The sequence below is a fragment of the Phycisphaeraceae bacterium genome, assembly GCA_040222855.1.
In the GTDB taxonomy this organism is placed as follows: Bacteria; Planctomycetota; Phycisphaerae; order Phycisphaerales; family Phycisphaeraceae; genus Mucisphaera.
Genome location: JAVKCD010000018.1, coordinates 282,924 through 307,685 on the forward strand (window position 1 = coordinate 282,924; position 24,762 = coordinate 307,685).

General features: G+C 63.2%; 19 protein-coding genes. 2 read left to right on the plus strand and 17 right to left on the minus strand.

Annotated features, from left to right (window positions below; all coding sequences use genetic code 11):
- Window position 1: 1 nt before the first annotated feature.
- From RIG82_04860 to crtI (RIG82_04875), 4 genes are read right to left on the minus strand one after another with little or no spacing between them, the layout of a single operon-like run.
- Window positions 2–796, minus strand: coding sequence for a lysophospholipid acyltransferase family protein (locus RIG82_04860; protein MEQ9460261.1), 795 nt, complete (start codon window positions 794–796; stop codon window positions 2–4).
- A complete protein-coding gene (gene crtI, locus RIG82_04865; protein MEQ9460262.1) occupies window positions 796–2,409 on the minus strand; it encodes a phytoene desaturase family protein in 1,614 nt (537 codons plus the stop codon). The genes RIG82_04860 and crtI (RIG82_04865) overlap by 1 nt, the downstream gene beginning before the upstream one ends.
- On the minus strand, window positions 2,406–3,884 hold the full coding sequence (locus RIG82_04870; GenBank protein MEQ9460263.1) for an aldehyde dehydrogenase family protein: 1,479 nt from the start codon (window positions 3,882–3,884) through the stop codon (window positions 2,406–2,408). Before RIG82_04870 ends, crtI (RIG82_04865) begins: the two co-directional genes overlap by 4 nt.
- Complete coding sequence (gene crtI / locus RIG82_04875; protein MEQ9460264.1) at window positions 3,881–5,467, minus strand: phytoene desaturase family protein; 1,587 nt, start codon at window positions 5,465–5,467, stop codon at window positions 3,881–3,883. The genes RIG82_04870 and crtI (RIG82_04875) overlap by 4 nt, the downstream gene beginning before the upstream one ends.
- Window positions 5,468–5,708: 241 nt before the next feature.
- On the opposite strand from crtI (RIG82_04875), the gene RIG82_04880 reads away from it, so the two are divergent.
- Window positions 5,709–6,452, plus strand: a complete 744-nt coding sequence (locus RIG82_04880; protein MEQ9460265.1) for a hypothetical protein — start codon at window positions 5,709–5,711, stop codon at window positions 6,450–6,452.
- On the opposite strand, the gene RIG82_04885 is transcribed toward RIG82_04880, so the two are convergent.
- A complete protein-coding gene (locus tag RIG82_04885) occupies window positions 6,425–6,598 on the minus strand; it encodes a DUF2256 domain-containing protein (GenBank protein ID MEQ9460266.1) in 174 nt (57 codons plus the stop codon). The genes RIG82_04880 and RIG82_04885 overlap by 28 nt on opposite strands.
- 127 nt (window positions 6,599–6,725) lie before the next feature.
- Window positions 6,726–8,249 carry a cryptochrome/photolyase family protein gene (locus RIG82_04890; GenBank protein ID MEQ9460267.1) on the minus strand — a complete coding sequence of 508 codons (1,524 nt, stop codon included), beginning with the start codon at window positions 8,247–8,249 and terminating at the stop codon, window positions 6,726–6,728.
- Window positions 8,250–8,303: 54 nt separating this feature from the next.
- On the opposite strand from RIG82_04890, the gene RIG82_04895 reads away from it, so the two are divergent.
- Complete coding sequence (locus RIG82_04895; GenBank protein ID MEQ9460268.1) at window positions 8,304–9,203, plus strand: hypothetical protein; 900 nt, start codon at window positions 8,304–8,306, stop codon at window positions 9,201–9,203.
- 1 nt (window position 9,204) lies between these two features.
- Here the strand turns inward: RIG82_04895 and RIG82_04900 are convergent, their stop codons facing one another.
- The 11 genes from RIG82_04900 to RIG82_04950 all read right to left on the minus strand — a co-directional run bounded on the left by RIG82_04900 (window position 9,205) and on the right by RIG82_04950 (window position 24,759).
- Window positions 9,205–10,815, minus strand: a complete 1,611-nt coding sequence (locus RIG82_04900; protein ID MEQ9460269.1) for a PfkB family carbohydrate kinase — start codon at window positions 10,813–10,815, stop codon at window positions 9,205–9,207.
- A 10-nt stretch (window positions 10,816–10,825) separates the two neighbouring features.
- A complete protein-coding gene (locus RIG82_04905; protein ID MEQ9460270.1) occupies window positions 10,826–12,172 on the minus strand; it encodes a nucleotide sugar dehydrogenase in 1,347 nt (448 codons plus the stop codon).
- 42 nt (window positions 12,173–12,214) lie between these two features.
- Window positions 12,215–13,045 carry a hypothetical protein gene (locus tag RIG82_04910; protein ID MEQ9460271.1) on the minus strand — a complete coding sequence of 277 codons (831 nt, stop codon included), beginning with the start codon at window positions 13,043–13,045 and terminating at the stop codon, window positions 12,215–12,217.
- A gap of 6 nt (window positions 13,046–13,051) precedes the next feature.
- Window positions 13,052–13,909: a methyltransferase domain-containing protein gene (locus tag RIG82_04915; protein ID MEQ9460272.1), complete on the minus strand. Its 858-nt coding sequence runs from the start codon at window positions 13,907–13,909 to the stop codon at window positions 13,052–13,054.
- Between the two features lie 9 nt (window positions 13,910–13,918).
- A complete protein-coding gene (locus RIG82_04920) occupies window positions 13,919–14,890 on the minus strand; it encodes a glycosyltransferase family 2 protein (GenBank protein MEQ9460273.1) in 972 nt (323 codons plus the stop codon).
- Window positions 14,880–15,815: an FkbM family methyltransferase gene (locus tag RIG82_04925; protein MEQ9460274.1), complete on the minus strand. Its 936-nt coding sequence runs from the start codon at window positions 15,813–15,815 to the stop codon at window positions 14,880–14,882. The genes RIG82_04920 and RIG82_04925 overlap by 11 nt, the downstream gene beginning before the upstream one ends.
- Window positions 15,815–17,008, minus strand: coding sequence for a glycosyltransferase (locus RIG82_04930; protein MEQ9460275.1), 1,194 nt, complete (start codon window positions 17,006–17,008; stop codon window positions 15,815–15,817). Before RIG82_04930 ends, RIG82_04925 begins: the two co-directional genes overlap by 1 nt.
- Window positions 17,005–19,353 (minus strand): glycosyltransferase, encoded by a 2,349-nt coding sequence (locus RIG82_04935; GenBank protein ID MEQ9460276.1) that lies wholly within the window; start codon window positions 19,351–19,353, stop codon window positions 17,005–17,007. Before RIG82_04935 ends, RIG82_04930 begins: the two co-directional genes overlap by 4 nt.
- 70 nt (window positions 19,354–19,423) lie before the next feature.
- Complete coding sequence (locus RIG82_04940) at window positions 19,424–20,422, minus strand: D-cysteine desulfhydrase family protein (protein ID MEQ9460277.1); 999 nt, start codon at window positions 20,420–20,422, stop codon at window positions 19,424–19,426.
- A gap of 102 nt (window positions 20,423–20,524) precedes the next feature.
- On the minus strand, window positions 20,525–22,384 hold the full coding sequence (locus RIG82_04945) for a hypothetical protein (GenBank protein MEQ9460278.1): 1,860 nt from the start codon (window positions 22,382–22,384) through the stop codon (window positions 20,525–20,527).
- 275 nt (window positions 22,385–22,659) lie between these two features.
- Window positions 22,660–24,759 (minus strand): adenylate/guanylate cyclase domain-containing protein, encoded by a 2,100-nt coding sequence (locus RIG82_04950; protein ID MEQ9460279.1) that lies wholly within the window; start codon window positions 24,757–24,759, stop codon window positions 22,660–22,662.
- Window positions 24,760–24,762: the final 3 nt, after the last annotated feature.

Sequence of the window (24,762 nt, forward strand, 5' to 3'; positions counted from 1 at the left end):
ATCAATCACTCCCTTGCAGGTGAGCCGGATCATAGGCCGTCGGACCCCGAGTGTACGCCCGCAGCAGGTTCCATAAACCCGCAGCCGACCCGCTGTTGCCCCGAAGGATCAACTCACACCGCTCAACATCGCCTTCCTGAACCACATGCGCCAACTCATCCATCGTTCCGGCCAAAGCATCGCTTAGATGATCAACCACATGGTCGACCGACGCGCCACAGGTCTCGATCGGCTCCCCATAGCTCAGATAGGCCTCAGGTTTCGGCTCCGCACCAAACCGATACTCGATTGCCACCGGCACCAGCACCGCCCCGGGCGTTCGCAAAGCCAAAGCTGCCGCCCCGGGCCGGAGTTGCAGCGGCCGCACCCTCGGGTCCGTGAACCTCCCCTCAGGCGTGATCCACACCAACCCGCCGGGAAACCCCAACGCCTTGCGCCCATCCCGCAGCAGCGACACCGCCCCACGCGAACTCGCCGGCTCCAGCGGAAAGAATCCCACCCGCGCAAACACCGGATGCTCCCGATACCCCTTCGGATCGATCGGCACAAACGGCACACGCTCCGGCAGATAACGCAGCAGCGTCACCAGCCCGACCATCGGGTCCCACCAGGACGGGTGATTCGACGCCAGAATCAATGGCCGATCCGCCAGCCCCGCCGCAGGCGGGCGCAGCACACGAACCTCGCCAAATGTCCCCGCCACCAGATGAACCGATGTCGCTGCGAACTTATCAAACATCCACGCCGACCGATGGTCGGGTGTCCAACGCCCCCCGACATCGCCGCCTCGGCTCATCAAACCGCTCCAGCGGGTTCCGGTACCGAACCAGACCGTGGCGTCTCAACCTTGGGAACCAGCCCGTCCTGATCCAGCGCGTCCGCCGCAATCCAACCCGACATCAACACCATCGGCATCCCCGGCCCCGGGTGCGCCGCCCCACCCGCCAGATACAAACCCTTCACATCAGGCGAGCGATTCGATGGCTTGAACGCCCCAAGAAACTTCCCATGCGACGCCAGACCGTAGATCGCCCCATCGAGCACGTTGTATCGATCGTTGATGTCCTGAGGCGACAACGCGTGCTCCACCACGATCCGCTCACGCAGGTCCGGCATCGCCCCGGTCGTCTCGAGCTTCTTCAGGATCGTCTCGCGGTAACTCTTCCACAGCTCGCCATCCTTGCGCCAATCATGCCCCGACCGCAGATAGGGCGTGTGCACCAGCACATACAACGCCTCGCCGCCCTCGGGAGCTACGCCCGGCTCCGTCCGTGCGGGAGCCGCCACATAGGCGGTCGGGTCTGGGGCCGGCTCACCACGCTTGTAAATCGCATCGAACTCTTCTTCCGGGTCCCGCGAGAACACGAAGTTGTGGTGCGCTAAATGCTCGTAAGCACGATCCAGCCCTAGATACAGCACCACGCCCGAGCAGGCTGGCTCGTACCCGCGCCGCTTGGTGAACTTGCGCTCCACCTCACCGCCGATCAACTCGCGATGCGTCCGCACGCTGTCCATGTTCGACACGACCGCCGCCGCGTGGATCATCTCGCCGTTGTCCAGCTCAACACCCACCGCACGACCCTTCTCAACAAGTATTTTCGTGACCGCCACCCCGGTGATAGCCTCAATCCCGAGCCGCTCCGCAAGACCCGCCAGCGCCTTGGGCACAGCGCCGGTCCCGCCCATCGGATACCACACCCCGCCATCGGCCTGCATCGCCGCGATCCCGCACAGCACCGCTGGCGACCCAAACGGCGACGACCCGACATACTGCGTGTAGTGATCGAGCATCTGACTGACCCGATCATCCTTGAGATGCTGACGGATCATCCCCGCGACCGACCGCCCCATCCTGATATCCAGCACCTCGCGCAGCGTGCCGGGGTCACCCATGCTCCGGGCATCGAACATGTCCATGAGCCCGCCGATGGGCTTCCAGAAAAAGAACTTGTCGCTGATCGACCGCAGCCGTCGGCTGTACGCGATGAAATCCTCGTACCCGCTGATGACCTTCTCGGCACGCTCACCCGGAATCAGGTCCCGGATCGCCTTCGCCGTTTCAGCCGAAGACCCAAAAAGATCGAGCACACCCCCGCCTGCCTGCTGATCGAAGAAACAGCGCCACTGCGGGTCGAGCCTCACCAGATCGAGTACATCCGGGAGCTTCTCGCCGGCCTCGCCCACGATCCGCTCGAGCACCTCAGGGAGCGTCAGGATCGTCGGCCCCATATCGAAGCGATACCCGCCATCCTCCAGCACCGCCGCCTTGCCGCCCAGGTGCTGGTTGCGCTCCACGAGCGTGACCTTGTAGCCCCGAGCCGCCAATGTGCAGGCAGAAGCCAGCCCGCCAAGGCCGCCGCCGATGACCACCACGCGCTCTTGTGTGCCGCTGCTCGCAGGCTGGATCATGATCGAGTCTCTCCATCGGGTTGCGCGCCACGCTTGGGCGGACCCAGCGAGATCAATCGCTTGAGCCCACGCCAACGGCAGCGCCAGTCGGGTCCATGAGTCAGGTCGAATAACGCCGGTAAGGCCGCGTCTGCAGTCTTGCCGGAATCTTCATCGAGGTAAACAGGGATTCCCCGCGACGAGCGCCGGGTCACGACTTTCTGCCGCGTCATGGCCATCAGCCCCTCCGCGCCTCGGGTGACCCCGAAGCCGCTGAGCTTGCGACCACCAAACGGCAGGCGCGGGTCCGCGCTGGGAACGATCAGGTCGTTGATCGTCACCATCCCGACATCGAGTCGGGTGGCCAGCGACTCCGCCTCGTGGGCGGGGCCGAAGATCGAAGCACCGAGCCCGTATCGCGATTGATTGACCGCCTCCGCGGCGAGGAGTTGTGTGCGCACCTCGCTGATCGTCGCGATCGGCGCCATGAGGCCTTGGTCGAACAGGTCGGCGTCCGCGGGGAGACCAGTGATGACAACGGGATAACCCTCTGCGGCGAGGTCGGGATCGCCGATGAACCGTGCGCCGAGTGATTGAGCCCGCTCGATCAGGGGGCGTAGAGCGGTGGCAGCGCCGGGGTGGAGTTCCATCGCGGGGACCTCGGCGATGAGGGCGTCGAGGCGGTCGATCAGCGGCTGGGCATCGCCAACGACGTAGACACGCCGGGGGGCGATGCAGGTGGCCGAGGCGTTGAAAGTGAGGCCGAAGAGCAGTGCGCGCGCGGCGAGATTGAGGTTGGCGCGGGGGAGGACGACCATGGCATCGACGCCTGAGAGTTCCATGGCGGCGGGGACGAGGTGGTCGGCGAGGTCGCGGAGGACGGCGCGACCGGTGTGGTGGGAACCGGTCAGAACGACTTTGTCTACCTCGGGATATAGCAATCGCGCGGTGGCGGGATCAACATTGAGGAGGCGCAGGGCCGACTGGGGGACTCCGCAGCGGTGAAGGACTTCGACAAGCCGTGCGGCGGCGGCGTAGGCGAGCGGGGAGGGCTTGAGGGCGACGGAGTTGCCAGCGGCGAGGGCTTGGAGGACCTGGACGCCTGGGAGCATGAGGGGGTAGTTGGAGGGGGCGAGGATCATGACCCAGCCGATGGGGTCGTGGTGGATTTCTGCGGCGGTGCCGGAGAGCCAGAAGGGTCGGCCGGATCGGCCCAGCTTTTTTATTTTCAGGAGCTTAGGGGCTTGGCATTCGAGGAAGCGGGCGGCATCGGCTAGGGGGATGAGTTCGGAGGAGAGGGTTTGGGTGCGGTCGGCGCGCCACTCGGGGGTGGCGACGTCAATCCATGCATCGCGTTCTAAGACCAGTGATCGCCTGAACCTGCGGATGACGGCGAGCCGGCGCGAGAGGGGCAGGTCGCTCCAGTCGTCGCAGGTTCGTCCCAGGGGTCGGGCGGGGGTGGTGGTCATGCTGGTGGCGTCGGCGGGCAAGATCATGACATGATCCGCTCCGGGGTCAGGGCTGCAAAGGGCACGGGGGGCTCGATGGGTCGGCGGGAGGGGTCGGGCCAGCTTGGTTGTAACCCGAGGTCCTGCAACAACAAGCGTGATGAGATGCGTGCGGACTCGTAGATGACGGGGAGGCCGGAGCCGGGGTGGGTTCCGCCGCCGGTGAGGTAGATGCCCTGGAGTTCTTCGAAGCGGTTGTTGGGGCGCAGGTGCAGCATCTGCTGGAGGTTGTGCGCAAGGTTGAAGGTTGCGCCTTTGTAGATGTTCATGTCGACGGCCCAGTCGGGCGGGGTGAGGATTTTTTCGAAGCGGATGCGGTCTTCGAGATCGTCGAGGCCGAACTTGGTGAGCTGGTCCAAGACCTTGCGGCGGAAGGGTTTAGCGTGCTGATTCCAGTCGATGTTGTCGTGCAAATGTGACACGGGGGCCAAGATATAGAGGGTGGAATGGCCATCGGGGGCGAGGGTGGGGTCGGTGATGGAGGCGTTGTGGACGTAGACCGAGGGGTTGGTGGGGATCTCGAAGCGGGTCTCGATTTGTTCGAGGTTGGTCTTGTAATCGCGTGAGAGGAAGATGCTGTGGTGTTCTAAGTCGTTGTAGCGGCCTTCGATACCGAGATACATCATAAAAGTCGAACAAGAGTACTTCTTGGCGGCGACGCGCTGGTCGGAGTACTTCTTTCTGAGCTGTTTTGGGATCAAACTCGTCACTGCTGCGCCGAAATCGGCGTTCAAAACGACGCTATCGGCCTCCAAAACGCAACGGTTTGTGCGCACGCCGGTGGCTTTGGTTTTTTCAAAGAGGATTTCTTCGACCGGTTCGTTGAGTCGGATTTCGGCACCGAGCGACTCGGCGGCGCGGGACATGGCCGTGGAGACGGCGCCGCATCCGCCGCGGGGGTGGAAGACGCCGTAGTCGTACTCGAGGTAAGAGAGGATGGTGAAGAGGGACGGGCAGCGGAAAGGTGACATGCCCAGGTACTTGGATTGGAAGGAGAAGGCGAGGCGGATGCGTTCGTCGGAGAAGAAGCGTCCGAGGTCGGAGTCGACGGAGGCCCAGGGTCGTAGGAGGGGCGCGGCCTTGAGGACGTCGGGGCTGAGGCAGTCGAGGGGTGAGCTGAAAGGTTTTTGGAGGATGGAGGCGAAGCGGGCGAACTTCTTGCGGTTGTCGGCCATGAAGTCGGGGAAGCGTTTGGCGTCGTCGGGTGAGATGGTGGCGATCTGCGCCTGCATGCGTTTGATGTCGGGGGTGGCGCGGAGTTCACCGCCTTCTTCAAAGATGAGGTGGTACTGGGGGTCGAGTCGGATGAGGTCGACGTGGTCTTCGAGTTTGAGGCCGCAGGTCTGAAAGATCTCGCGGAGGATCTGGGGGTAGAGGAAGAAGGTGGGGCCCATGTCGAAGCGGAAACCGTCGTAATCGAGGGTGGAGGTTCGCCCGCCGACGCGGTCGAGGCGTTCGAGGACGGTGACCTTGAGTCCCTGGGCGGCGAGAAGCATGGCGGTGGCAAGCCCGCCTGGGCCGGCCCCGATGATGACGACGCGCTTGGGTCGACGTTCACTGGCGGCTGTCATTCGATGATATTCCTCGTCGCCGTGGTGGCGGCTGGCTGAGTGCTGGACAGACTTTAGGCGGATTGGCGGCTGGTGGCACGCGGGCGTGGTCAGGCGCGAAGGTTGTGATATCCGGCTGAGTATGTTTGGGTCGCGGGGTTTTTGGTGATCGGGCACACGTTACTCCGCAAAGTGTGGCACCCAGCAGGCCTTCTGTGGGGTTTCGAGTGCTATGAATGCTGTTCGGGATTAGTCTGTTGGGATGTCGGAGATGAGTCTGCATGGGCGATTGTGGGTGGTGGCGTTGCTGGCGGTGGTGTCCTCTGGGGGTGTGGTGTGGGGTCAGGTGCTGGAGCGGATGGCGGCGGATGCGCTGCCTTGGGCTGGGGATGTTGGGTTTGCTGCGCAGCGGGTGGCGATTTTGGAGCGGATCGAGGCGGAGGGGTCATCGGATGTGCTGCTGTTTGAGCTGGCTCGGGTGGAGCATCTGCTGGGGGCGCGGGGGGATCGTGAACTGGCTAAGTCATCGTTGAAGTCGCTGGAGGGTCTGGCGGAGCGTTATCCGGATGACGCGGTGGTGAAGGGGTATTTGGGGAGCGCGACGATGCTGCGGGCGAGTCGGGTGTGGTGGTTCATGACGAAGGGGAAGCTGGTGGAGCGTGGTGGGGGATTGTTGGAGGAGGCGGTGCGGTTGTCGCCTAGGGACGCGGAGCTGCATGCGCTGGCGGGGGCTTCTGTGGAGCAACTGCCGGGTTGGATGGATCAGGGGGCGCGGGCGGAGGAGGAGGTCGAGCTGGCGTACCGGCTGATGGTTGAGGCGGAGGATGCGGAGGCGCGGTGGACGGGGGCGGTGCGGGCGTTGATCGCGGAGACGTACGGGAGGCTATGTGAGCGTCGGGGTGATGTGATGGCGGCGCGTGATGCTTATGGGTTGGCGGTGGAGGTGGCGCCGGATAGTGATTCGGGCAAGGCGGCGGCTCAGCGGATTTTGTCGTTGGGGGATTGATCGCGGCGGTTTTTTCGGGCCGCGGCGGTGCAGGCTTTGGAGCAGTAGCGGACCTGGTCCCAGTCACGTTCCCATTTTTTGCGCCAGGCGAAGGGGCGACGGCAGTGTTCGCAGGTTTTGGTGGGGAGGTGGGGGTTGGCGGGCATGGGGGATGGTAGGGAGGGAGCGGTTGATTGGAGGGTTGTGTGGAGATCATGGGGTTGATGGTTCCGGGGGCCAGCTGCGCTGGACCCCGGCCACCCGGGATTGGGGGTGGTCGAGCGTGGGCGTTGGTTACTTCGGAGGGAGGGTGTGTTTGTCGATGAAGGATTCGGCGGCTTTGAAGATGTGTTTTTTGCGGTCGAGTTTCATCTTGTCGAGGGTGCGGGTCATCATGTTGAGGCGGGGGTTGGAGCTGAAGAAGTCGCGGTGGCGGTCGATGAAGGACCAGTAGAGGCCATCGACGGTGTCACACCAGGGGCCTTTTTTGTGGTCGGACATTTTGAGGAGGTAGTTGGAGCCGCAGATGTAGGGTTTGGTGGAGAAGACCCCGCCATCGGAGAAGAGGCCCATGCCGTAGACGTTGGGGCCCATGACCCAGTCGGAGGCGTCGACGAACATCTCCATGAACCAGCGGTGGGTTTCGTGGGGGTGGATGCGGGCGAGGTTCATGAGGTTGGCGAGGACCATGAGGCGTTCGATGTGGTGGGCGTAGCCGAGGCGGTGGGCTTTGTTGATGGCGTGGTCGAGGGGTGGGATGCCGGTGGTGCCGTCGTACCAGGCTTGGGTGAGTCGGCGGTCGTGGTTGAAGAAGTTTTCGGTGTCCTGTTTTTCGGAGAAGTTCTGGTAGATCCCGCGGATGAACTCGCGCCAGCCGATGATCTGTCGGATGAAGCCTTCGAGGGCGTTGAGGGGGATGTCGTGGTCGTTGGCGGCGGCGATGGCGCGGTCGATGATTTCGCGGGGAGTGATGAGTCCCAGGTTCATGGCGGGTGAGAGGAGCGAGTGAAAGAGGGTGTCGTGGCGGGTGGAGAGGGCATCTTCGTAGTCGCCGAAGAGGTGGAAGCGCTCGGCGAGGAACTTGTCGAGGGCGGCGAGGGCCTGACGTCGGGTGACGGGGAAGAGGAGGGTGGTGTCGTCGCCGGGGTGGTCGGCGAAGCGTTCGCGGACGAGGTCGCGGATGTCGGCGATGTGTTGTTTTTCTTCGGGTGGCGTGATGTCGGGCGGGGTGATGTCTTTGGGGAGTTTTTTGCGGTTGTCTTCGTCGAAGGACCATTTTCCGCCAGCGGGTTTGTTGTCATCGTCGATGAGGATGTCGAGTCGTTTTCGCTGTTGCTGGTAGAAGGTCGCCATGAAGGGTTTTCTGGTGTTTTTGAGGTAGTCGGCGAACTGTTCACGGGTGGTGAGGAACATGGGGGAGGGGTGAGTTTCGAGCTCGAGGTTGTGGTCGTCGGCGAAGGTGTGGATTCGCTGTTCGAAGAACTTGTCTTCGATCTCCCAGGTGATGAGTCGTTTGGCTTTGGTTTTTCGGAGGGCGGCTTCGAGTTTGTCTTCGTAGGAGCGGTCGTTGGGGTTGGGGTCGTTGAGTCGTTCATAGATGAGGGGGAGGTTGCGGTCGCGGAGCTGGTCGGCGTAGCAGCGCATGGCGGCGAGGAAGAGGATGATCTTTTTCTTGTGGTGTTTGACGTAGGTGCAGAGGCCGTTGTCTTCGGCCATGAAGAAGGTGATGGCGGGGTCTTCGGGGAGCTGCGAGGGTGGGAAGAGCTGGTTGCCGAGGATGATGTGGAGGGCCGGGGGGTGGTTGGAGGAAGAGGTCATAGGATGTTTGTAGGCTGGTTGTCTGGTTCGGGCGATTTTTAAGTGAGAGATTCCATGAGTGCGTCGATTGAGCAGCATCTGGCGGAGCTTGAGGCTCGTGATCGGGCGATCTTTAACCATGATGCGCGGGGGACGCGGTGCAGTGCCTTTGGAGTGGATTATCTGCGGTTTGATGATGAGGATGGGGGTCAGTTGTACGTGACGCGTTATGGGTATCGGGTGTTGCCTGATCTGCGGCCGGAGGCGTGGTTTCATGGCAAGCGGTACCGGACGGAGGGCGAGCGGCTGGCGGGTGGGACGGGTTCGGTGTTTCGGATGCCGGCGGCGGAGTTGTCGGGTAAGCCGTTCGACATGGTGGTGAAGTTTTCGCGTTTTGCGCAGAAGGTCCCGCTTTTTATCGCAACGCATATCCTGAAGAAGGTGCGTGTGGACTGGGTGGAGAACGCGCGGTTCAACAACCCGTTCGAGGAGTTCGGGAGTCTGGTGTCGCTGCGGCGGGCGCAGGCGGACAAGGCGGGACGCCGGATCCGGACGGGTCGGGCGCTGGCGATTTACACGCCTGGGCGTCGTTATCCGACCTGGCAACTGGATCGGACGCGGTCGCGGTTTATTCGTCACGAGAACGCGGTGGATCGCGATCAGGCGAAGTCGACTCAGCCGGGGAAGATCAAGCTGGAGATCGATCGTGATTATGTGGTTTTGTATGAGTGGGTGAAGGGGGATGATGCGGAGTCGTTGTATTTAAATGGTGAGTTGAGTGAGAAGACGTTGCTGGAGTTGAGTGATCGGGTGACGGCGGAGTTGGAGACGGCGGGGTTTTATGTGTTGGACAACAAGCCGAAGCATTTTATTTTGCGGAAGCGTCATCACGATGGGCGTGGGCTTCTGATGCGGCACGGGAAACTGGTGTACACGCTGATCGATTTTGAGTTGTTGCGGCGGATTGAGGATTGAGTCAGACGGCTTGGTTGAAGGCGAGGTCGTGATCGGAGGCGGGGTGGAGTTCGGGGCGGTGGTCGAGGAAACGGAGGAGTTCGACGGGTCGGACGGGGTGGTTGCCCATGCGTGAGACGGCGACGGCCGCGGCTGCGGAGCCGAGGTAGCCGGCGACGGGGAGGGGCTGATCGGAGGCGAGGGCGAGGGTGGCAACGGCGAGGAGGGCGTCGCCAGCGCCGAGGGGGTCGATGGCGGGGCCAGCGAGGGTGGGGAGATAGTCGCAGCGGAGCCGGGCGTTGTACCAGTGGGCGCGGTCGGTTTCGCGGGGGCGGAAGAGGAGTGAGCCTTTGCGGCCGAGGGTGACGATGAGGTTGGCAAGCTGGCTCTCGCGCATGAGGGTTCCGGCGAGAGTGGGCAGAGAGGATTCGAAGTCGCCTACGGCCCCGCGGGCTTCGCGTTCGTTGGGGGTGAGCAGGTCGAAGGCGTGCATGGCGAGGAGTCCGCGGCGGATGCCGGAGACGTCGCCGGTGATGATGGGGATGGTGTTGCGGATCTGGGGGATGAGTTTGGCGAGCAGTGAGGGGGTGACGACGCCGAAGCCGAAGTCGGAGACGATGAGGGCGTCAAAGTTGTCGGCCTGGTCGAGGACGGCTTGGATGAGGCGGTCCTGAGCGGCGGAGTCGAGGGGTTCATCGCCGCCCTGCTCGACGCGGAAGACTTTGTGGTCGTCGACGAGGTAGCGAAGTTTCGAGGGGGTGGCGTGTCTTGTGTGCCAGTGTCGGGTGTCGATGCCGGCGTCGATGAGTTTGTCGGTGAGTTGGTGGCCGTGGGGGTCGTCGGCGGTGCTGGTGAAGAGGGTGGTCTGGGCGCCGAGGCTCTGGAGGTGGGCGGCGATGATGCCGGCTCCGCCTAGGTAGGTTTGTTCTTCGGAGGGTCGGACGGTGAGGATGGGTGCTTCGTCGGTGGTTCGGCCTTGTTCGCAGAAGGCGTAGCGGTCGGCGAGGAGGTCGCCGATGACGGCGACGCGGAGGGTGGTGAAGCGTTCGCGGATGAGGTTGCCGAGGGAGTTGCGGTCGATGGACCATCGTTTGCAGGCGGCGGCGACGAGGTCGGTGTCGGTGTAGCCGGAGGCGTTGAGGAGGTGGCGTTGTTCTTCGATGAGTCTTGTGGAGGAGAAGACGACGTCGCCGGAGGAGAAGAGGACTCTGCCGCCTGTGGCTTCGACTTTTTGTCGTTCGGCGAGGAAGCCGGGGTGGTCGGAGCACTCGTACTCTTTGCCTTTGATGTAGATGTCGGGTCGGAGGTGGTCGATGGCGGGTTCGCCGGTGTCGGCGTCGATGATGACGACGGCGTCGACGAGTTCGATGGCGGCGAGGTTTTCGGCGCGGAGTTCCTGGGGGATGTAGGGCCGGGTGCCGTCGGATTTTTCGATGGCGTCGTCGCCTGTGAGGGAGACGACGAGGATGTCGGCCTGGGTGGCGGCGAACTCGAGGTAGCGGAGGTGTCCGGGGTGGACGAGGTCGAAGCAGCCGTGGCAGTGGGCGATGGTGAGTCCGTCGCGTCGCCAGGTGTTAGCGCGCTCGGAGAGTTGGGCGAGGGAGCAGATTTTCTGGCGCATCGTGGTGGTCATGCGCTGCTCCTTAGCCGGCGAGGCGGTGGGCTTGGGTCGAGGAGGTTTCGGGTGTGTGGTGGCCGGCGGGGAGGTAGGTGGTGCCGGGCGGCCAGGCGTGGTCGATGAGGGCGCGCCAGGGGTCGAAGACGATAAGGGGTCTTGTGGTGGCGGCGTGGGTGATGGCGTTGGCCATGCCGGGCCATGGGGTGGCGAGGACGACGGCGTCGGCGGCATTCATGGCGTCTTCGGCGGAGTCGCAGAGGGTGAAGGCGATGTTGTTGGGTTGAGCTGCGGGGTCGAAGGCGCGCACGGTGTGGCCAGCGCGGGCGAGTTGTTCGGCGAGGGCGACGGGCTGGGATTCGTCGGTGACGTTACTGTTGGGTTTGTAGGCGAGGCCGAGCATGGCGATGGTGGCGTGGTCGGGGAGGATGGCGCTTAGACGGTTGAAGAGTCGATCGACCTGGCGGCGGTTGACGGCGTCGATGGTCTGGGGGAGGGCGGGGTCGGCGCCGATGGAGGCGGCGGTGTGGGCGAGGGCTGCGTTGTCGCGGGGGAAGCAAGGCCCGCCGTAGCCGAATCCGCCTCGGAGATATTTGCGTCCGATGCGGGAGTCGAGGCCGATGGCGTTGGTGACGGTGTCGGCGTCTGCGCCGAGGAGGCGTTCGCAGATGCCGGCGATGGTGTTGGCGAAGGTGATCTTGGTGGTGACGTAGGCGTTGACGGCGATCTTGGCGATCTCGGCGTTGACGAAGGTCATGCGTGAGACGGGCGGGTCGGTGTTAACAACGCGGCGGTGGATGGTGGCGAGGGTGTGTCCGGCGACGGGGTCGGACTCGCCGATGAGCAGGGTGTCGGGGTGGAGGTAGTCGTGGATGACGGAGCCGAGGGCGACGAACTCGGGGCTGTAGCAGAGGTGGAAGTCGACGCCGCAGCGGAGGCCGGAGGCGCGTTCGAGGGTGTGGCGGATGGGGCCCTGGGTGTCGCCGGGCATGACGGTGGAGACGATGGTGACGAGGTGGGGGGTGGTGCGGTGGCGGAGGGCTTCGCCGATTTCTTCGCAGGCTGCGAGGACGTAGTCGAGTGAGAAGGCGCCGTTGGGTTCGGAGGGTGTGGGGACGAGGACGAAGCTGGCGTCGGTGTTTTGGATGGCGTGGCTGAGGTCTTCGGTGGCGGTGAGTCGGTCGGCGGCTTCGGCGAGCTTGTCCTCGAGGCCGGGTTCGTAGACGGGGGGTTGTTTGGCGTTGATGGCGTCGATGGTTTTGCGGTTGGTGTCGACGCCTATGACGCGATAGCCGACCGCGGCGAGGCAGGCGGCGATGGGGGCACCGAGTCGTCCGAGGCCGACCATGGCGATAGCGTTGACGGTTAGCGTCATAGTGTGTTTTTCGGATGATTTGGCGGTATGGCTTGTGAATCGTCAGGAGGCTTGTCTGGCGGAGCGTCGGTAGGACCAGATTCCGCCGCCGAGGCCGGTGGTGTCGCGCTGAATGACTTTCAGGTCTTCAGTGAGGAGGTGGGTGGAGTCCCAGATGGTGTAGAGGGAGGATTTTCCGCCGGCGAGTTCGAGATTTCGGCGAGCGCCGGGGCTCAGGCGGATGCCTTGCTTGCGTTGGTTGACGGCGGCGGGCTCGTGGCTCTGGTGGATGGCGGGGAGTCCGCGGGTGGCGTCGATGACGGGGACATGGTTCTCGCGGGCGCGGTAGATCATCCAGTTGTCCCAGGAGTATCGGGCGACGGAGAAGGGAGGGATGCGTCCCCAGATCCCGCGTTGGTAGAGGAAGTAGTCGATGTAGACGGGCCCGCCCAGGTTGTTGGCGGCGCGGGCCTGGTCGATGAGTTGAGGCCCCCAGTCGGGGTCGAAGGCGAGTTCGTGATCGATGCGGAGGTCGTAGCGCTGGCCGACCATGAGGAGTCGGTTGTGGGCGCGGCGGGCGGCAAGGGCGGCTGGCCAGAACGTATCGGTGAGGATGATGTCAGCGTTGATGAAGCAGAGATGGGAGGCGTCGGTGACGGCTTCGGCGAGGCTAAAGAGCCCACTGAGCAAGGGCATGCCCTCGTCGCTGAGAGGGATGTCGGGGATATGGATGGCGCTCAGCTCGGCGGCGATGTTGGCGGTGCCGTGGTCGTCGCCGAGGAGGATGATCTCGGGGCGTGGGTTGAGAAGCGACCATGAGCGCAGGGCGTTGCGCTGGATGACGGCGGCGTGGCCGTGGAAGGCTTTGGGTGTGGTGAAGAGGGCGAGGCGCATGGTGGGTCAGGTGGTGGCGGGTTTGGCGTCGATCAGGAGATGCCATCCCATGGTGCGTTCGAGGGCTCGGAAGAGGGGTTGCGGGAGCATGCGGAAGTACCAGCTTTTGATGTAGCGGTAGTGTTTGTAGTCTTCGATGCGGTAGGGGAAGACGTGGTCGACGGCGAAGCGGGTGGGCTCGAAGCCGGTACGGGCGAGCCATGCGGCGGCGGTTTTTCGGGTGTAGGTGTAGGTGACGGGGCAGCCAGTCTGGGCTTCGGAGCTGCGGGCGACGAGGTCGTCGAGTTTCCAGAAGCGGCCGTAGCCTTCGGCGAGGACGATGGCCATGACCTTCCAGGCGTGGCGGTGGTAGACCATAAATTTGAGGTGGGTGTCGGGTCCGGTGAATCGGCGCAGGGCGCAGAGGGCGTTGTCGGGGTGCGGGGTGTGGTGGATGACGCCAAAGGAGTAGATGAGGTCGAAGGGTTCGGGTTTGAGGACGGTGTCGAGTTCTTCAGCGTTGGCGTGGATGGTGCGGACACGGTCGCGGACGTTGAAGATTTCGGCGCGTTGTCGGGTGAGGTTGAGGGATGCTTCGGAGAGATCGACAGCGGTGACGTGGGCGCCGGCCTGGGCGAAGGAGATGCTGTCGGTGCCGATGCCGCAACCGATTTCGAGGACGCGTTTGCCGGCCCATGAGGGGAAGTCGGCGAAGCGAGGGATGTGGGGTTCGACGAGGTATTTTCGGTGCGCAACCTGTTCGAAGTAGGCGCGGGTGCCGACGGGCTCGGGTGAGTGTCGGAGGTTGCAGGGGCGCTGATTCCAGTAGTGTCGGACGGCGTCGATGGGGACCGACTCGAAGTGTTTGAGGGGTGCCTGGGTCATGGGTTGTCCTTACGCCGGGATGGGACTTGTGGGCCTGGGGAGGCCGATTGATTCGCCGAGGTATCGGCGGAGGTGCCACCATGCGCGGGCGGTGTTGGCGGGATCGGAGAGGAGGGCGAGGAGGAGGTGTTTGGCGTAGAGGTCCCGGTGTCTTCCGCCAGCCCATGCGTAATAGGCGGCGCGGAGGTGGGCGTTGCTCATGGCGCGGGGTTTGAGTTGTCGGAGTTGTTGGGGGACATCGAGTTGTTTGTAGAAGGTGCGTGTGACCTCGACGATGGCGGGGGCGACCTGGCGGCCGAGGAAGCTGATGCCAGCGTCGTTGCGTTGGAAGGCGAGGAGACGCGGCCAGGCGTCGATGCGGGCGTGGAGGCCGGCGCGGAGCCAGAACTCGCGGTCTTTGGTGAAGATATCGGTGCGGAGGTCGCCGATGCGGTTAATGAGAGAGCGGCGGATGAAGGCGGCGGGCTGGGGGATGCAGTGGTCGGCGGTCACCAGTGCGAAGGGCAGGGACCAGGGCTGGGCGTAGGAGCGCCCTTGGTCGTGGCCCTGTTCGTCGATCCAGTGGCAGTGTCCGTAGACGATGTCGGTTTCGGGTCGGGCGGCGAGGTACTGGCAGGCGAGGTGGGCGCTATCTGGCGTGGCGAGGGTGTCGTCGGCGTTGAGCCAGTGAACGATGTCGGAATCGGTTTGTCGCCAGCCTTTGTTGATGGCGTCGGCGTGGCCCTGGTCGGGTTCGCTCACCCAGGTGATGCGGTCGCCAAAGGATCGGAGAATGTCGAGGGAACCGTCGGTGGAGCCGGCGTCCATCACGCGGCAGCTCAGGCGGGGGTGATCCTGCGCGAGGACGGAGTCGATGGCGTCGCGGAGGTAGGCGGCTCGGTTGTAGCTGGGGATGATGATGGCCAGTGAGAGGGGCTCAGACTCGTGGAGTCCGGGTGGGTCATCGTGCCAGGGTCCGGGCTGGGGGGCATTATGCGGCAAGGCGATTGACCTGCTGCTTGTGACGGGCGATAAGATTGAGCGAGACGCCCGGTCGGTTGTCGAGGGTGGTGGGTGTGAATGCCCCGCGGGCGTTGTCGATCGAGCCGATGTCGTAGCCGTGGGACTCGATGAGTGACCAGAGGTCGGCGGTGGTGGCGCCCTGAGCGTTGAGGCTTTTTTCGTTGAACTCGACGAGGAGTTCGGGGTGGAAGCGTTGGAGCGTTTCGCTGGCACCACGGATGGCGGCGAGTTCTGCGCCTTCGATGTCGAGTTTGATGAGGTCGACTCGGCTGAGGGATCGCTGGCTGACGATCTGGTCGATGGTGGTGGTTCGGACACACTCGACGCGATCGAGTCGAGTGGCTTCATAGGCGAAGCTGCCGAGGGTGTTGTGTCCGGCGTGTTTGTCGTCGGCGACTTTGAGTCCGATGGTGTCGATGTCGTCGGCGACGGCGAGTTTGAGGGCTTCGATGTTGTTTGCGTGGTTGATATCGATGTGGCGGAGCAGGCGGTCGTGTTCGCGGCAGGAGGGTTCGATGGCGATGACGCGGCCTTCGAGTCCGACCCTGCGTGAGGCGACGAGGCTGTAGAGGCCGAGGTTGGCTCCGGCGTCGATGAATGTCATGCCAGGGTGGAGCCTTTGCTGGAGATAGCTGAGTTCGGTGGGGTCGTAGAGGCCGGTCATCATCAGGGATCGGGTGACCTCGTTGTAGGGGTAGGCGATGAGTTCGAGGTCATCGATCCAGCGGAGTCGGGCGGGGTGTTTGAAGGAGCGGAGCAGGAGTTTGCGGGCGCGGTGCCTGAGATCGCGGCGGCATTCGCCGAAGCCGAGGTACCAGCCCGGGATGGGGTGAGGGACGACGACGGGTGCCATGCGTGGGAGGAGCCAGCGGCTGAGTCGGACTGCGAGGGAGTTGGTCGCCATCAGGCCGCCCCTCTGCTGGGTTGCCAGTCTTCTGCGGCGTTGTCTTCCTGCTCGGCGAAGTCGAGGATGGGTTTGCTGGTGATGGGTCTGATGTCGCGGAGGCGTGCGGGGAGTTGAGCGGGGTTGATGGTGGCGACGATGACGCCATCGTGTTCGAGTTCGAAGGCGGAGCGGTCGTCGAGGATGGGGACGTCGCGGTAGAAGTGTCCTGAGAAGGCTGGGTTGTTTTCGGCGATGGCGATGACCTCGAGTCCGGAACGACGGCAGGCGTCGTAGGTGGCGTAGAGGTTTTTGGAGAAGTCGGCGATGAGGACGTGACGGGGTTCGTAGCGGCGGGACCACTCGGCGACGTGGCGGGCCTGGGCTTCGATGCCGAAGACGCGCTCGACGGCTGCGGGACTGAGGGCGGTGCGTGCGGTGCGGGCTTCGGCGGCGCGTTTTTCGTCGGCTTCGGCGACGGCGGTGTCCATCGAGACATCGAGGTCGAGTCCGGCGGCGATAAGCGTGTAGCGCTGGGTCCAGTCGGTGCGGTAGGCTAGGGCGAGGTCGGGTGGCAGGTAGCGGTCGGCGATGACGAGGTTGTTGCGCAGGTCGAGCAGGCAGACCTCGGCGGCGGGGCGCTGGCCTGCGGGTTTGTCGTGGCGGAAGACGAGGTTGGGATCGCGTTTGACGCCCCAGCCGGCGAGGAGCATACGGAGGGTGAGGTCAAACTCCTCGGCCTGTCGTCCGAACCAGCGATCGAATCCGCCTAGCTCTTTGAGGGCGTGGTGTCGGCCGATCATCCCGCAGCCGACGGGGCAGAGGGGGTAGGCGGAGGCTTCGGCTGAGCCATCGGGGAGTTCGATGGCTCCGGCGAGAAGGCCGAGGCTGGGTTGTCGCGCGAAGCGTTCGATGGCGGCTTCGGTCACGCCCGGGAGTGGGTAGCTGTCGTCATCGAGGAAGACGAGGAGATCGCCTGCGGCGCGGCCGATGGCATCAGTGCGGGCGCAGGCTCCGGCGTTGTCGCGGCGTTCGATGAGGTGGACTTCGGGGAAGGACTCGTTGAGGGTGGCGACGGTGCCGTCGTCGGAGGCGTTGTCGATGACCCAGATGTCCTGGGTTTGGGTTGGGGTGACCAGGGCGCGGAGGCGTTTGAGGGTTCGGGTCAGTGACGACCGACGGTTGTGGGTGACGATGACGTAGCTGACGTTCATGCTGTGGACCTCTCGGACTTCGAGGGCTGGTCGACGATCCGTTGGCGGATCGTGTCGAGGACGTTCCTGAGTCCGTGTGGGTAGCTGAAGCGATTGGAGACAGCGTCGCGTTGTCGCTTAGCGATAGCGCGGCGTTGTTCTGGGTTGCTGATGAAGTGCTGGATGCAATCGGTCATCTGCTCAGCAGTGGTGAAGCTGATGGCGTTGAGGTCGGGGATGGCTTCGCGGCCGGGCTTGAGGATGCCGAGGTTCTGGCTGATGCGGCCTGCGGCGACGGGGTCCCACTGCGACGATTCGTCGTAGCAGGCGATGCAGCGGGCGGCGAGGTGTTCGAGTTGGTGGCGGTGATCGGGTGAGATGAGTTGGCGTGCGTGATCGAGGGTTTGCACCTGAGGGTTGGTGTGCTGATCGATAAAGCCCAGGAGTTGGGTGAAGAGCGGGTCGGGTGCGAACGTTCGAGTGAGGTAGAACCCGCCAGCAAAGAGGCCGTCGAGCATGCGTTGGTGGGCGAGTGTGGGGTAGGGTTCGAGTCGGAGGTTGATCGCGGCGGAGCGGGTGAGTTGTTCGAGAGGCTCGCCGTAGCCGATGGAGCCACGGGCGTAGGGAGCGAAGGCGGGGTGGTTTTCCCAGCCTTTTCCGTAGATTTCAAGGTTCAGGCCGAGTTGCCTGGCGGCGTTGATGGCCCAATGGAGGGCCTGTTGTCGGTAGAGGGCGTCGTTGATCGGGAGCCAGAGGAGGTCGCGGAGGATGTGACGGGCCTGGGGCGTGGGCCAGGTGAGGTTCTGGGTGCGGGCCTGCTCGTCGATGAGTTGGGCGAGGGCTCGTGTGGAGTCGATGAGCCCGCCTCGGTCGTAGATGTCGAAGAGTTGCTGGGCGACAGTGGTGGCGAGTTGGACGAGGTGGGGTTGGGTGCTGAGCTGGTTGTGGAGTTCTTCGAGGAGTGCGTCCTTGGTGTGTGAGGCGTTGGAGACGTAGAGAAGGTCGGGTCCGTTGGTGGTCCACTCGGTGGGGAGGTCGGGGACTCGGCTGAGTTTGCCAAGATCGATGCACTGACGGTCGGGGTAGTGATGGTGGTTAACGAAGGTGGGTCGGCTGGCGGTGAGCACGAAGTCGCGGGGGCCGATCAAGCGGCCGGCCTGCTGGTTGCAGAGGCTGGCGAGGTGGTCCTGAATCCAGTTGATAAAGGGGATGTTGGCGGGGAAGAGGTCGCCAAACTCGGCGCGGTTGTGGTCGATGAGGAAGACGAGGTCGGGTTTGAAATCGACGATTTCGGAGAGACCGGGGAGGTAGCCGAAGCGTTCGTCATCGGCTTGTTCTTTGTAGAGACGGACTTCGCAGCCGATGTCGTCGAGGGCCTGGGCGACATCACTCATGGCGTGCTGGAGGACGTTGGTGAAGCGTGAGGTGATGGCGAGGATGCGGGGTTTTCGGGGTGGGTTGTCGCCGAGGACTTCGAGGAGGTGGTCATCGGTGAGGGTTTGGGCGTGGGCGTGGGCTTGTTGTTCAAGGAGGTTGATGCGGGTTTCACGATTAGTCGAAATCGTCCGTAAACCAGCCTGGATTGAAGTTGAATCGGAGGAGAGGCAGATGGCTTCCGTGGGGAAAGGTAGGAGCGTGCGTTGTTGAAGCAGTTGTTGAAACTGCTCAACAGACTTATTGCCGAGTAACCAGTGGATGTTGGTTGATGTTAGGGGGCTGGCGTGTGTATGCCAGGCGTGGATCATCAGGACCTGGAGGAGGGTCTCGGGCCGGGTTTCGAGGACGTAGATCGACGAGGCCTGGGTTGGGGTGTCGCCTGGGTCTTGCGAGGCGTGGGTGAGGTGTTCGAGGAGGTGGCCGTCGCCCAGGCCCAGGAGCGCGAGGGCTCGGCGGTCGCTTAGAGCCTGGTTGCAGGCTTCGGGGAGTGATGCGATTTGTTGGGAGGCGCTGGTGTTGACGCCGGTCCAGAGGATGGCGTTCTGACGGGAGGTTTGTTCGATGGTCCGCTCGCCAGCGGTGTTGCGGAGGAGTCGGCAGTTGGTGGTGGCGTGTGTGTTGAAGAGTCGGCGGTAGGCCTTGGGGTGATGCTTGCGGAGGGTTTCGAGGTTGCGGGTGAGGTTGAGGCTGAGGGTATCGGGTTCGGTGGGGTCGATGAGGCGTTCAAGGAGTTGGCTGGCTTCGAGCCAGCGGGCTTTGGCGATGAGCCCTTCGGCGATCTCGCGGAGGAGGGCGTCGTCGATGGGATGAACAGACTCGTTGGCGAGGCGCGCGGCGTCTGTGAACCGACCGCGATCGAGGGCGACACGCAGGGGGTTATGTGTGGCTAGTTGCTCGGTGAACCCGGCGGGCTCTATGGCTCTGGTCATCGACAGACTCCACACGCTTTGGGGCTTATCGGCCCGTGGCTGGAGGCTGCTCGAATCTGCCGGGGCGGGGTCAGCGGTGCCAGAGAGGCTGGAGTTGATCGACTTTTCCACCGAGGGACATCTGCCCGCCGGTGTGGATGAAGACGACGGATTGGCCGGAATTGAGGCGTTTTTCGCGGATATCAGCGATGAGCCCCGCCATGGCTTTGCCGGAGTAAACGGGGTCGAGAAGGATACCTTCGGTCTGGGCGAGGAGCTGGATGGCTTCGAGGCAGGCTTCGGTGGCGATGCCATAGCCGGGACCGACCTGAGAATCGTCACACTGAACATTGTCCATCGCTAGTTCGATGGGTCCGCTGGCTGCAGAGGCGGCGCGGAGGGTGAGGTCGTGGATGAAGCGGCGTTCTTCTTCGGCCTGGCCAGCGGCGAGGACAGCGCGGATGGGCGGTTCGAGTCCGAACCATGTTTTGCCCAGGAGGATGCCAGCGTGGGTTCCGCCTGAGCACGAGGGTGTGTAGACGTAGTCGGGTGTGAGGCTTTGGGACCAGAGCTGGTGCTGGAGTTCGAGGGCAAGGGCAGCGTAGCCGAGACAGCCGGTTTCATCGGACGCGCCAGTGGGGATGATGAAGGGGCATCGGCCATCGGCGGAGAGTTGGTCGGCGATGTCCTGCATCTTGGTTTTGCGCTGTGGGCCGGTGGTGACGTAGTGGCATTGGGCACCGTAGAGCAGGTCGATGAGGAGGTTGCCCTGCGGGATGGCGGGGACGGATTCGGCGTTGAGGGCGAGGTGGCAGGCGAGTCCTGCTGCGCAGGCGGCGGCGGCGGTTTGCCGGCAGTGATTGGAGTGGATGGAGCCTTCGGTGATGAGGTCGGTGGCCCCTTCGGCGAGGGCTTTGCCGAGGGAGTATTCGAGCTTGCGGGTTTTGTTCCCGCCTGTGGCGAGTCCGGTGAGGTCGTCGCGTTTGATCCAAACCGCGGGCCCGCCGAGCGCTTCAGAGAAGCGTCGAGCGGGCACCAGCGGGGTTGGAAGTTGTGCGAGTGAGAAACGAGGGGCGTCGAGCAGGGCCACGGGCAGCTCCTTGATTGGGAGTCCGGAGGCTACGCCGCGCCGCTGCCGACCGTCAACCCCCCCACACTACCACCGGTCGGTCGGGGGGTTCATTGCATCGGATCAGGCTGCGCGATTCCAGAGTCCGAAGAGTTCCTGTTGTTCTTCTTCAGCGTCGATCCAGTCATTGAGGACCAAGCGGGGCATGCCGGCTTTTTCCATGCGCTGACTGACCCATGCGTGACTGTCCGTCGCTGCGGGCTCAATCATTGCTGTGACTGAGGAGGGCTGCGTGAGTGCATCACGGGCGGCGTCGAGAGCTGCTTGTTCCTCCATGGTAGAGGCGACATCACTCAACGCCGGGAAACCGGAGACGCTCTCTGAGCTGGTGTTGAAGCCGAAGTACAACCCAATGTTGGAGAGATCGGCGAGGTTGACAATACCGTCCGCATTAAAGTCACCCTGGGTCCAACTGCTGACCGTTTTACCGAAGTTCGTCCCGATGATCGCGAGGTCGTTGAGGTCAACGCGACCGTCGAGGTTGGCGTCGCCAGCGACTGTACCCAGACGTTGCTCGACGAGGAGATTGAGGTCCATAGAGTCAGTGATGCCATCGGAGTTGACATCACCTGCTGTGGAGTAGAACCCGCTGAGGATATCACCTGCGAGCAGATCAAGGTCGACGACACTGATGATCAGGTCGCCGTTGAGATCGCCGAGCATGGTTTCGGGCGCGTTGATGGCGGCGTGGATTTCATAGCTACCGATGCTGCCGTAGTCGGAGTATCCGGAGACACCATCGCCGGTGCCGACGCCATCAACTACGACGAAGTAGTGGCCGGCCTCGAGGGTGAGATCGAAGTTCGCGTCGAGTGAATCAAGGGGGTTATCGATCGCGATAAGATCGCCCTGCTCGTTATAGATCCTGGCCTCGATGTCGAGATTGGCTTCCTCGCCTAGTGCGTCGATGTTCATCTGGAAGCTGCCGCCGGTGGTGATGAAGCCGAAGATATCAAGGTCGAGCTGGCTGGCGATGACGCCGGAAGCAAAGACATCGCCAGATCCGAGTTGTGTGGCTGCGCTGAAGTCATTGGCGTGGTCATCGACTCGGAAGAAGACGCCTTCACGTCCGCTGCCGATGATATCCACGTCGTATTGAGTCGATCGGTTGGCGTTGTTGTACTCACCGGCGCTCCACTGAGTGACTTGTTTGTAGTAGCTGTTGCCCATGATGGGTGCCCAGTCGCCGTGCCCACTGTAGTATTCATTACCGACCTGGCCATGGTGTCGGAGCCCGAGGGTGTGTCCGACTTCGTGGGAGATGGCTTCTGCGACAAACTTCTCAGCGCCGTTTCCGAGTTGATCTTCGAAGACATAGGCTGGTGTGTCGCTGGTCCAGTTGAAGGAACCGACGAAGGCGACACCTCCTGCGGAGCCCTGGCCAGGGTTGAGATACCAGTCGCTGCTGCTGCCGCCTATGACGACTCGGTTACCCCATTCGTAGGGCAGTTCACCGCCAAGACGGAGCTGATTGGAATCGGGCTCGACCGTCGTGACGTTCACATCGAAGGGTGCGTAGTCTTCGGCGACGCGTGCCCAAATTTGCTCGATGCGATCGAGTTCGGTTTGCGAGAACGTCGTGAGATCATCGTCGATGGAATACGCGGGGGTATCGAATGACGCTCCGCCTGTGAAGCTCCAGTTCCAGCTCGTGCTGGAGGTTGTGTGGCCGTTGAAGTCGAGATAGATGGTCATGGTCGAGCCGGGGAGGCTGCTGAGTTGAGGTACAGAGTCGAGACTGAAGAGGTCGCCTGATCCGCTGGTTGTTCCTGAGCCGCCATCTAGTGAGGCCAGGTATTCAGCGAGGACGTCTTCGGGGACGGCCTGGTCACGATAGATCTCGAGTCCGTTGCCCAGATCGATCAGGTCGTCGCTGTGATTGTGGCCATCGTTGGCATGATGGACTTCATCGGAGGTCCCCATACCTGAGCATCCGCAGCATGCGCAGGCTGGGCCGTGTCCGTCTGAGTCGGCAAAGGATTCCAGGGGCGTTGCTGAGAAGAGCACGCGAGACTCGAGGTTTTCGAGGCCCGCAGGCAAGATGGGCGCATGACGACCGCTGTTAGCACGCATTTCTTTCTCCATGGCGCGGCTCGATGCCGCGCTTCCTCTCGTATGTGCGAACAGGCAGGGATCCACCACCCCATGCCTTCAGTGATAGCTACGAATTCAAATCGCCAGGATCCTAGCGGAACTGGCTAAGAATCAACAGCTTGGGCTTGCCCAAACCGCTCATCCGGACTCAGTTCACGGACAACCTGCCATGCTTCGATCGGGCGTTCGATGCCTTTGGCGTGAATGGGCTCGAGTTGTTCGAGCTCGAAGCGTCCGTCAAGGTGGGCCCAGGTCTTCTTCTCGATGGTGACCTGACCGGGTTTGCAGTTCTGCTCAAGACGGGCGGCCATGTTCACTGGACGCCCGAGGATGGTGTACGCGGCGAAGCGATCGCCACCTAAATAGCCCACAGTGGCGTATCCGGTGCATAAACCGGCACGGATCTTGAGGGTCTTGCGCGACTTGGCGAGTCGATCGGAGATGGCGTCAAATCTTGCCTGGAGCGCCAGAGCTGCCCTGGCTGCCCAGGCTGCCTTGTCTTCCAGGGGCTCGGGTGCGCCAAAATAGGCAAGCACGCCGTCGCCGAGGAACTTGTCGAGGGTTCCGTGGTTTTCGACGAGGATGGCCATGGCTTCTTCGTACCAGACGGTGAGGAACTCGGAGATCTCTTCGGGCTCTGCCGTGTCGCTGAGTGAGGTGAAGCCGGCGATATCGACGAACATGATCGTGATCTCGTGGCGGACAGGAGCTAGCGAGGTTCGCGTGACGCCATGGCGATAGAGTTCTTCAAGAAGGGCTGGCGAGACGAAGCGGCTAAGGATGGTCGAGAGACGCGTGGCCCAGCGGTAGGCTCGGCTGAGCGCCGCGAGCGTGGCGGCCGTGGCCGCGAGGATCACTGAGACGAGGGGAAGGGCGACGGGCAGGTAGTAAGGCGTGGGGCCGACGAAGAGCATCGGGGACGCGAGCAACAGACCGATGATGATGCTCGCGGTCGCCGCGACCGAGAGCCAGGCACTGCGGAGGAGGTAGATGCCCCCCAGCGCCAACCCGAGAAAGATGGTGAGTCCTTCAACGAGCCAGCGCGGCGCAGCGGTGATGATCTGTCCTGTGAGGACGCCATTGATGACGTTGTAGAGCACCATGACGCCCGGGAGTTCAAAGTCGAGCGGGCTGGTGACGAGGTCGTTGGTGTAGGTAGCGGTCTCGCCGATGAGGATGATCTTACCTTGGTAGGTTGATCGGAAGTCTTCAGGGAAGGGGACGACCGATTCCCAGGTGGTGTAGTAGGAGCGGACCTCGGCGTTCTGCAGCCAGTCGGGGATGAAGTTGATGCGGAGTCGTCCGGCTTCGTCGATTGGGAGGCTTCGATCGCCGTCGGCAAGTGGGAGAAGAATCGAGCGACCGGACTGGCGGATGCGTTGGCGCAGCTGGCCCGAGGGGTCGAGTGCGTGGAGGGCGGCGGCGAAGGGGAGCGAGGGGAAGAGTCGGTTGTTGGCGTTGGTGACGAGTGGGGTTCTGCGGACGACGCCGTCGTCTTCGAGGGTGTAGGCGACGTGGCCTCCGCCAACGGCGGCATCGCTGAACTTGGGATTGGGCCGGAGCTTGCCGACACGGAAATAAGGAACAGGCCAGCGATCGGCCAGCTCGGCCTGCGAGCCGACAGCGACCTGATTGATCAGTTGGTTGTCATCGGTGTTGCGGACGGTTGCCTGCTCGCCGGTATCAACGAGCCTGCCTTCAATAGCGAGAAAGCTTGGTACCGAAGCGAGGCCATCCCGGAGGAGCGTGTCGGCCTCGGAAATTTGATTTGGATCGCGAGAGGTGAGGGTGTCGAAGGCAACATCCCAGACCATGGCGGTCACGCCCATCTGGCCGAAGGCTTGCATAAGCCTGCCGTGGGCCATGCGGAGCAGTTCGCGATCGGTGATCTGATCGATAGGGGTGATGACACCCTCGAAATAGTCTTTGTAGTACTCGCCGTCGAGGTCTTCCCACTCTTCGCGGAGGTGCGTGATGAAGTCCTCTTCCCGGTTGTCGAGTGCCAGGAGAATCAGGCGATCATCAACATCGGGCACATGCGATCGCTGCTGGAGGAGGGTGTCGTAGTTGTAGCTCTCCAACGGCGTAAGAAACCGTGGCTCGGCGCGGTGGAGAGCGACGATCAGGATCCCGGCAAGCGCGGCGACGGCGAAGGTGAGCCAGGAACGGCCAGTCTGGATGCGAGCGCGGCGAGGTTTCGGCATGAA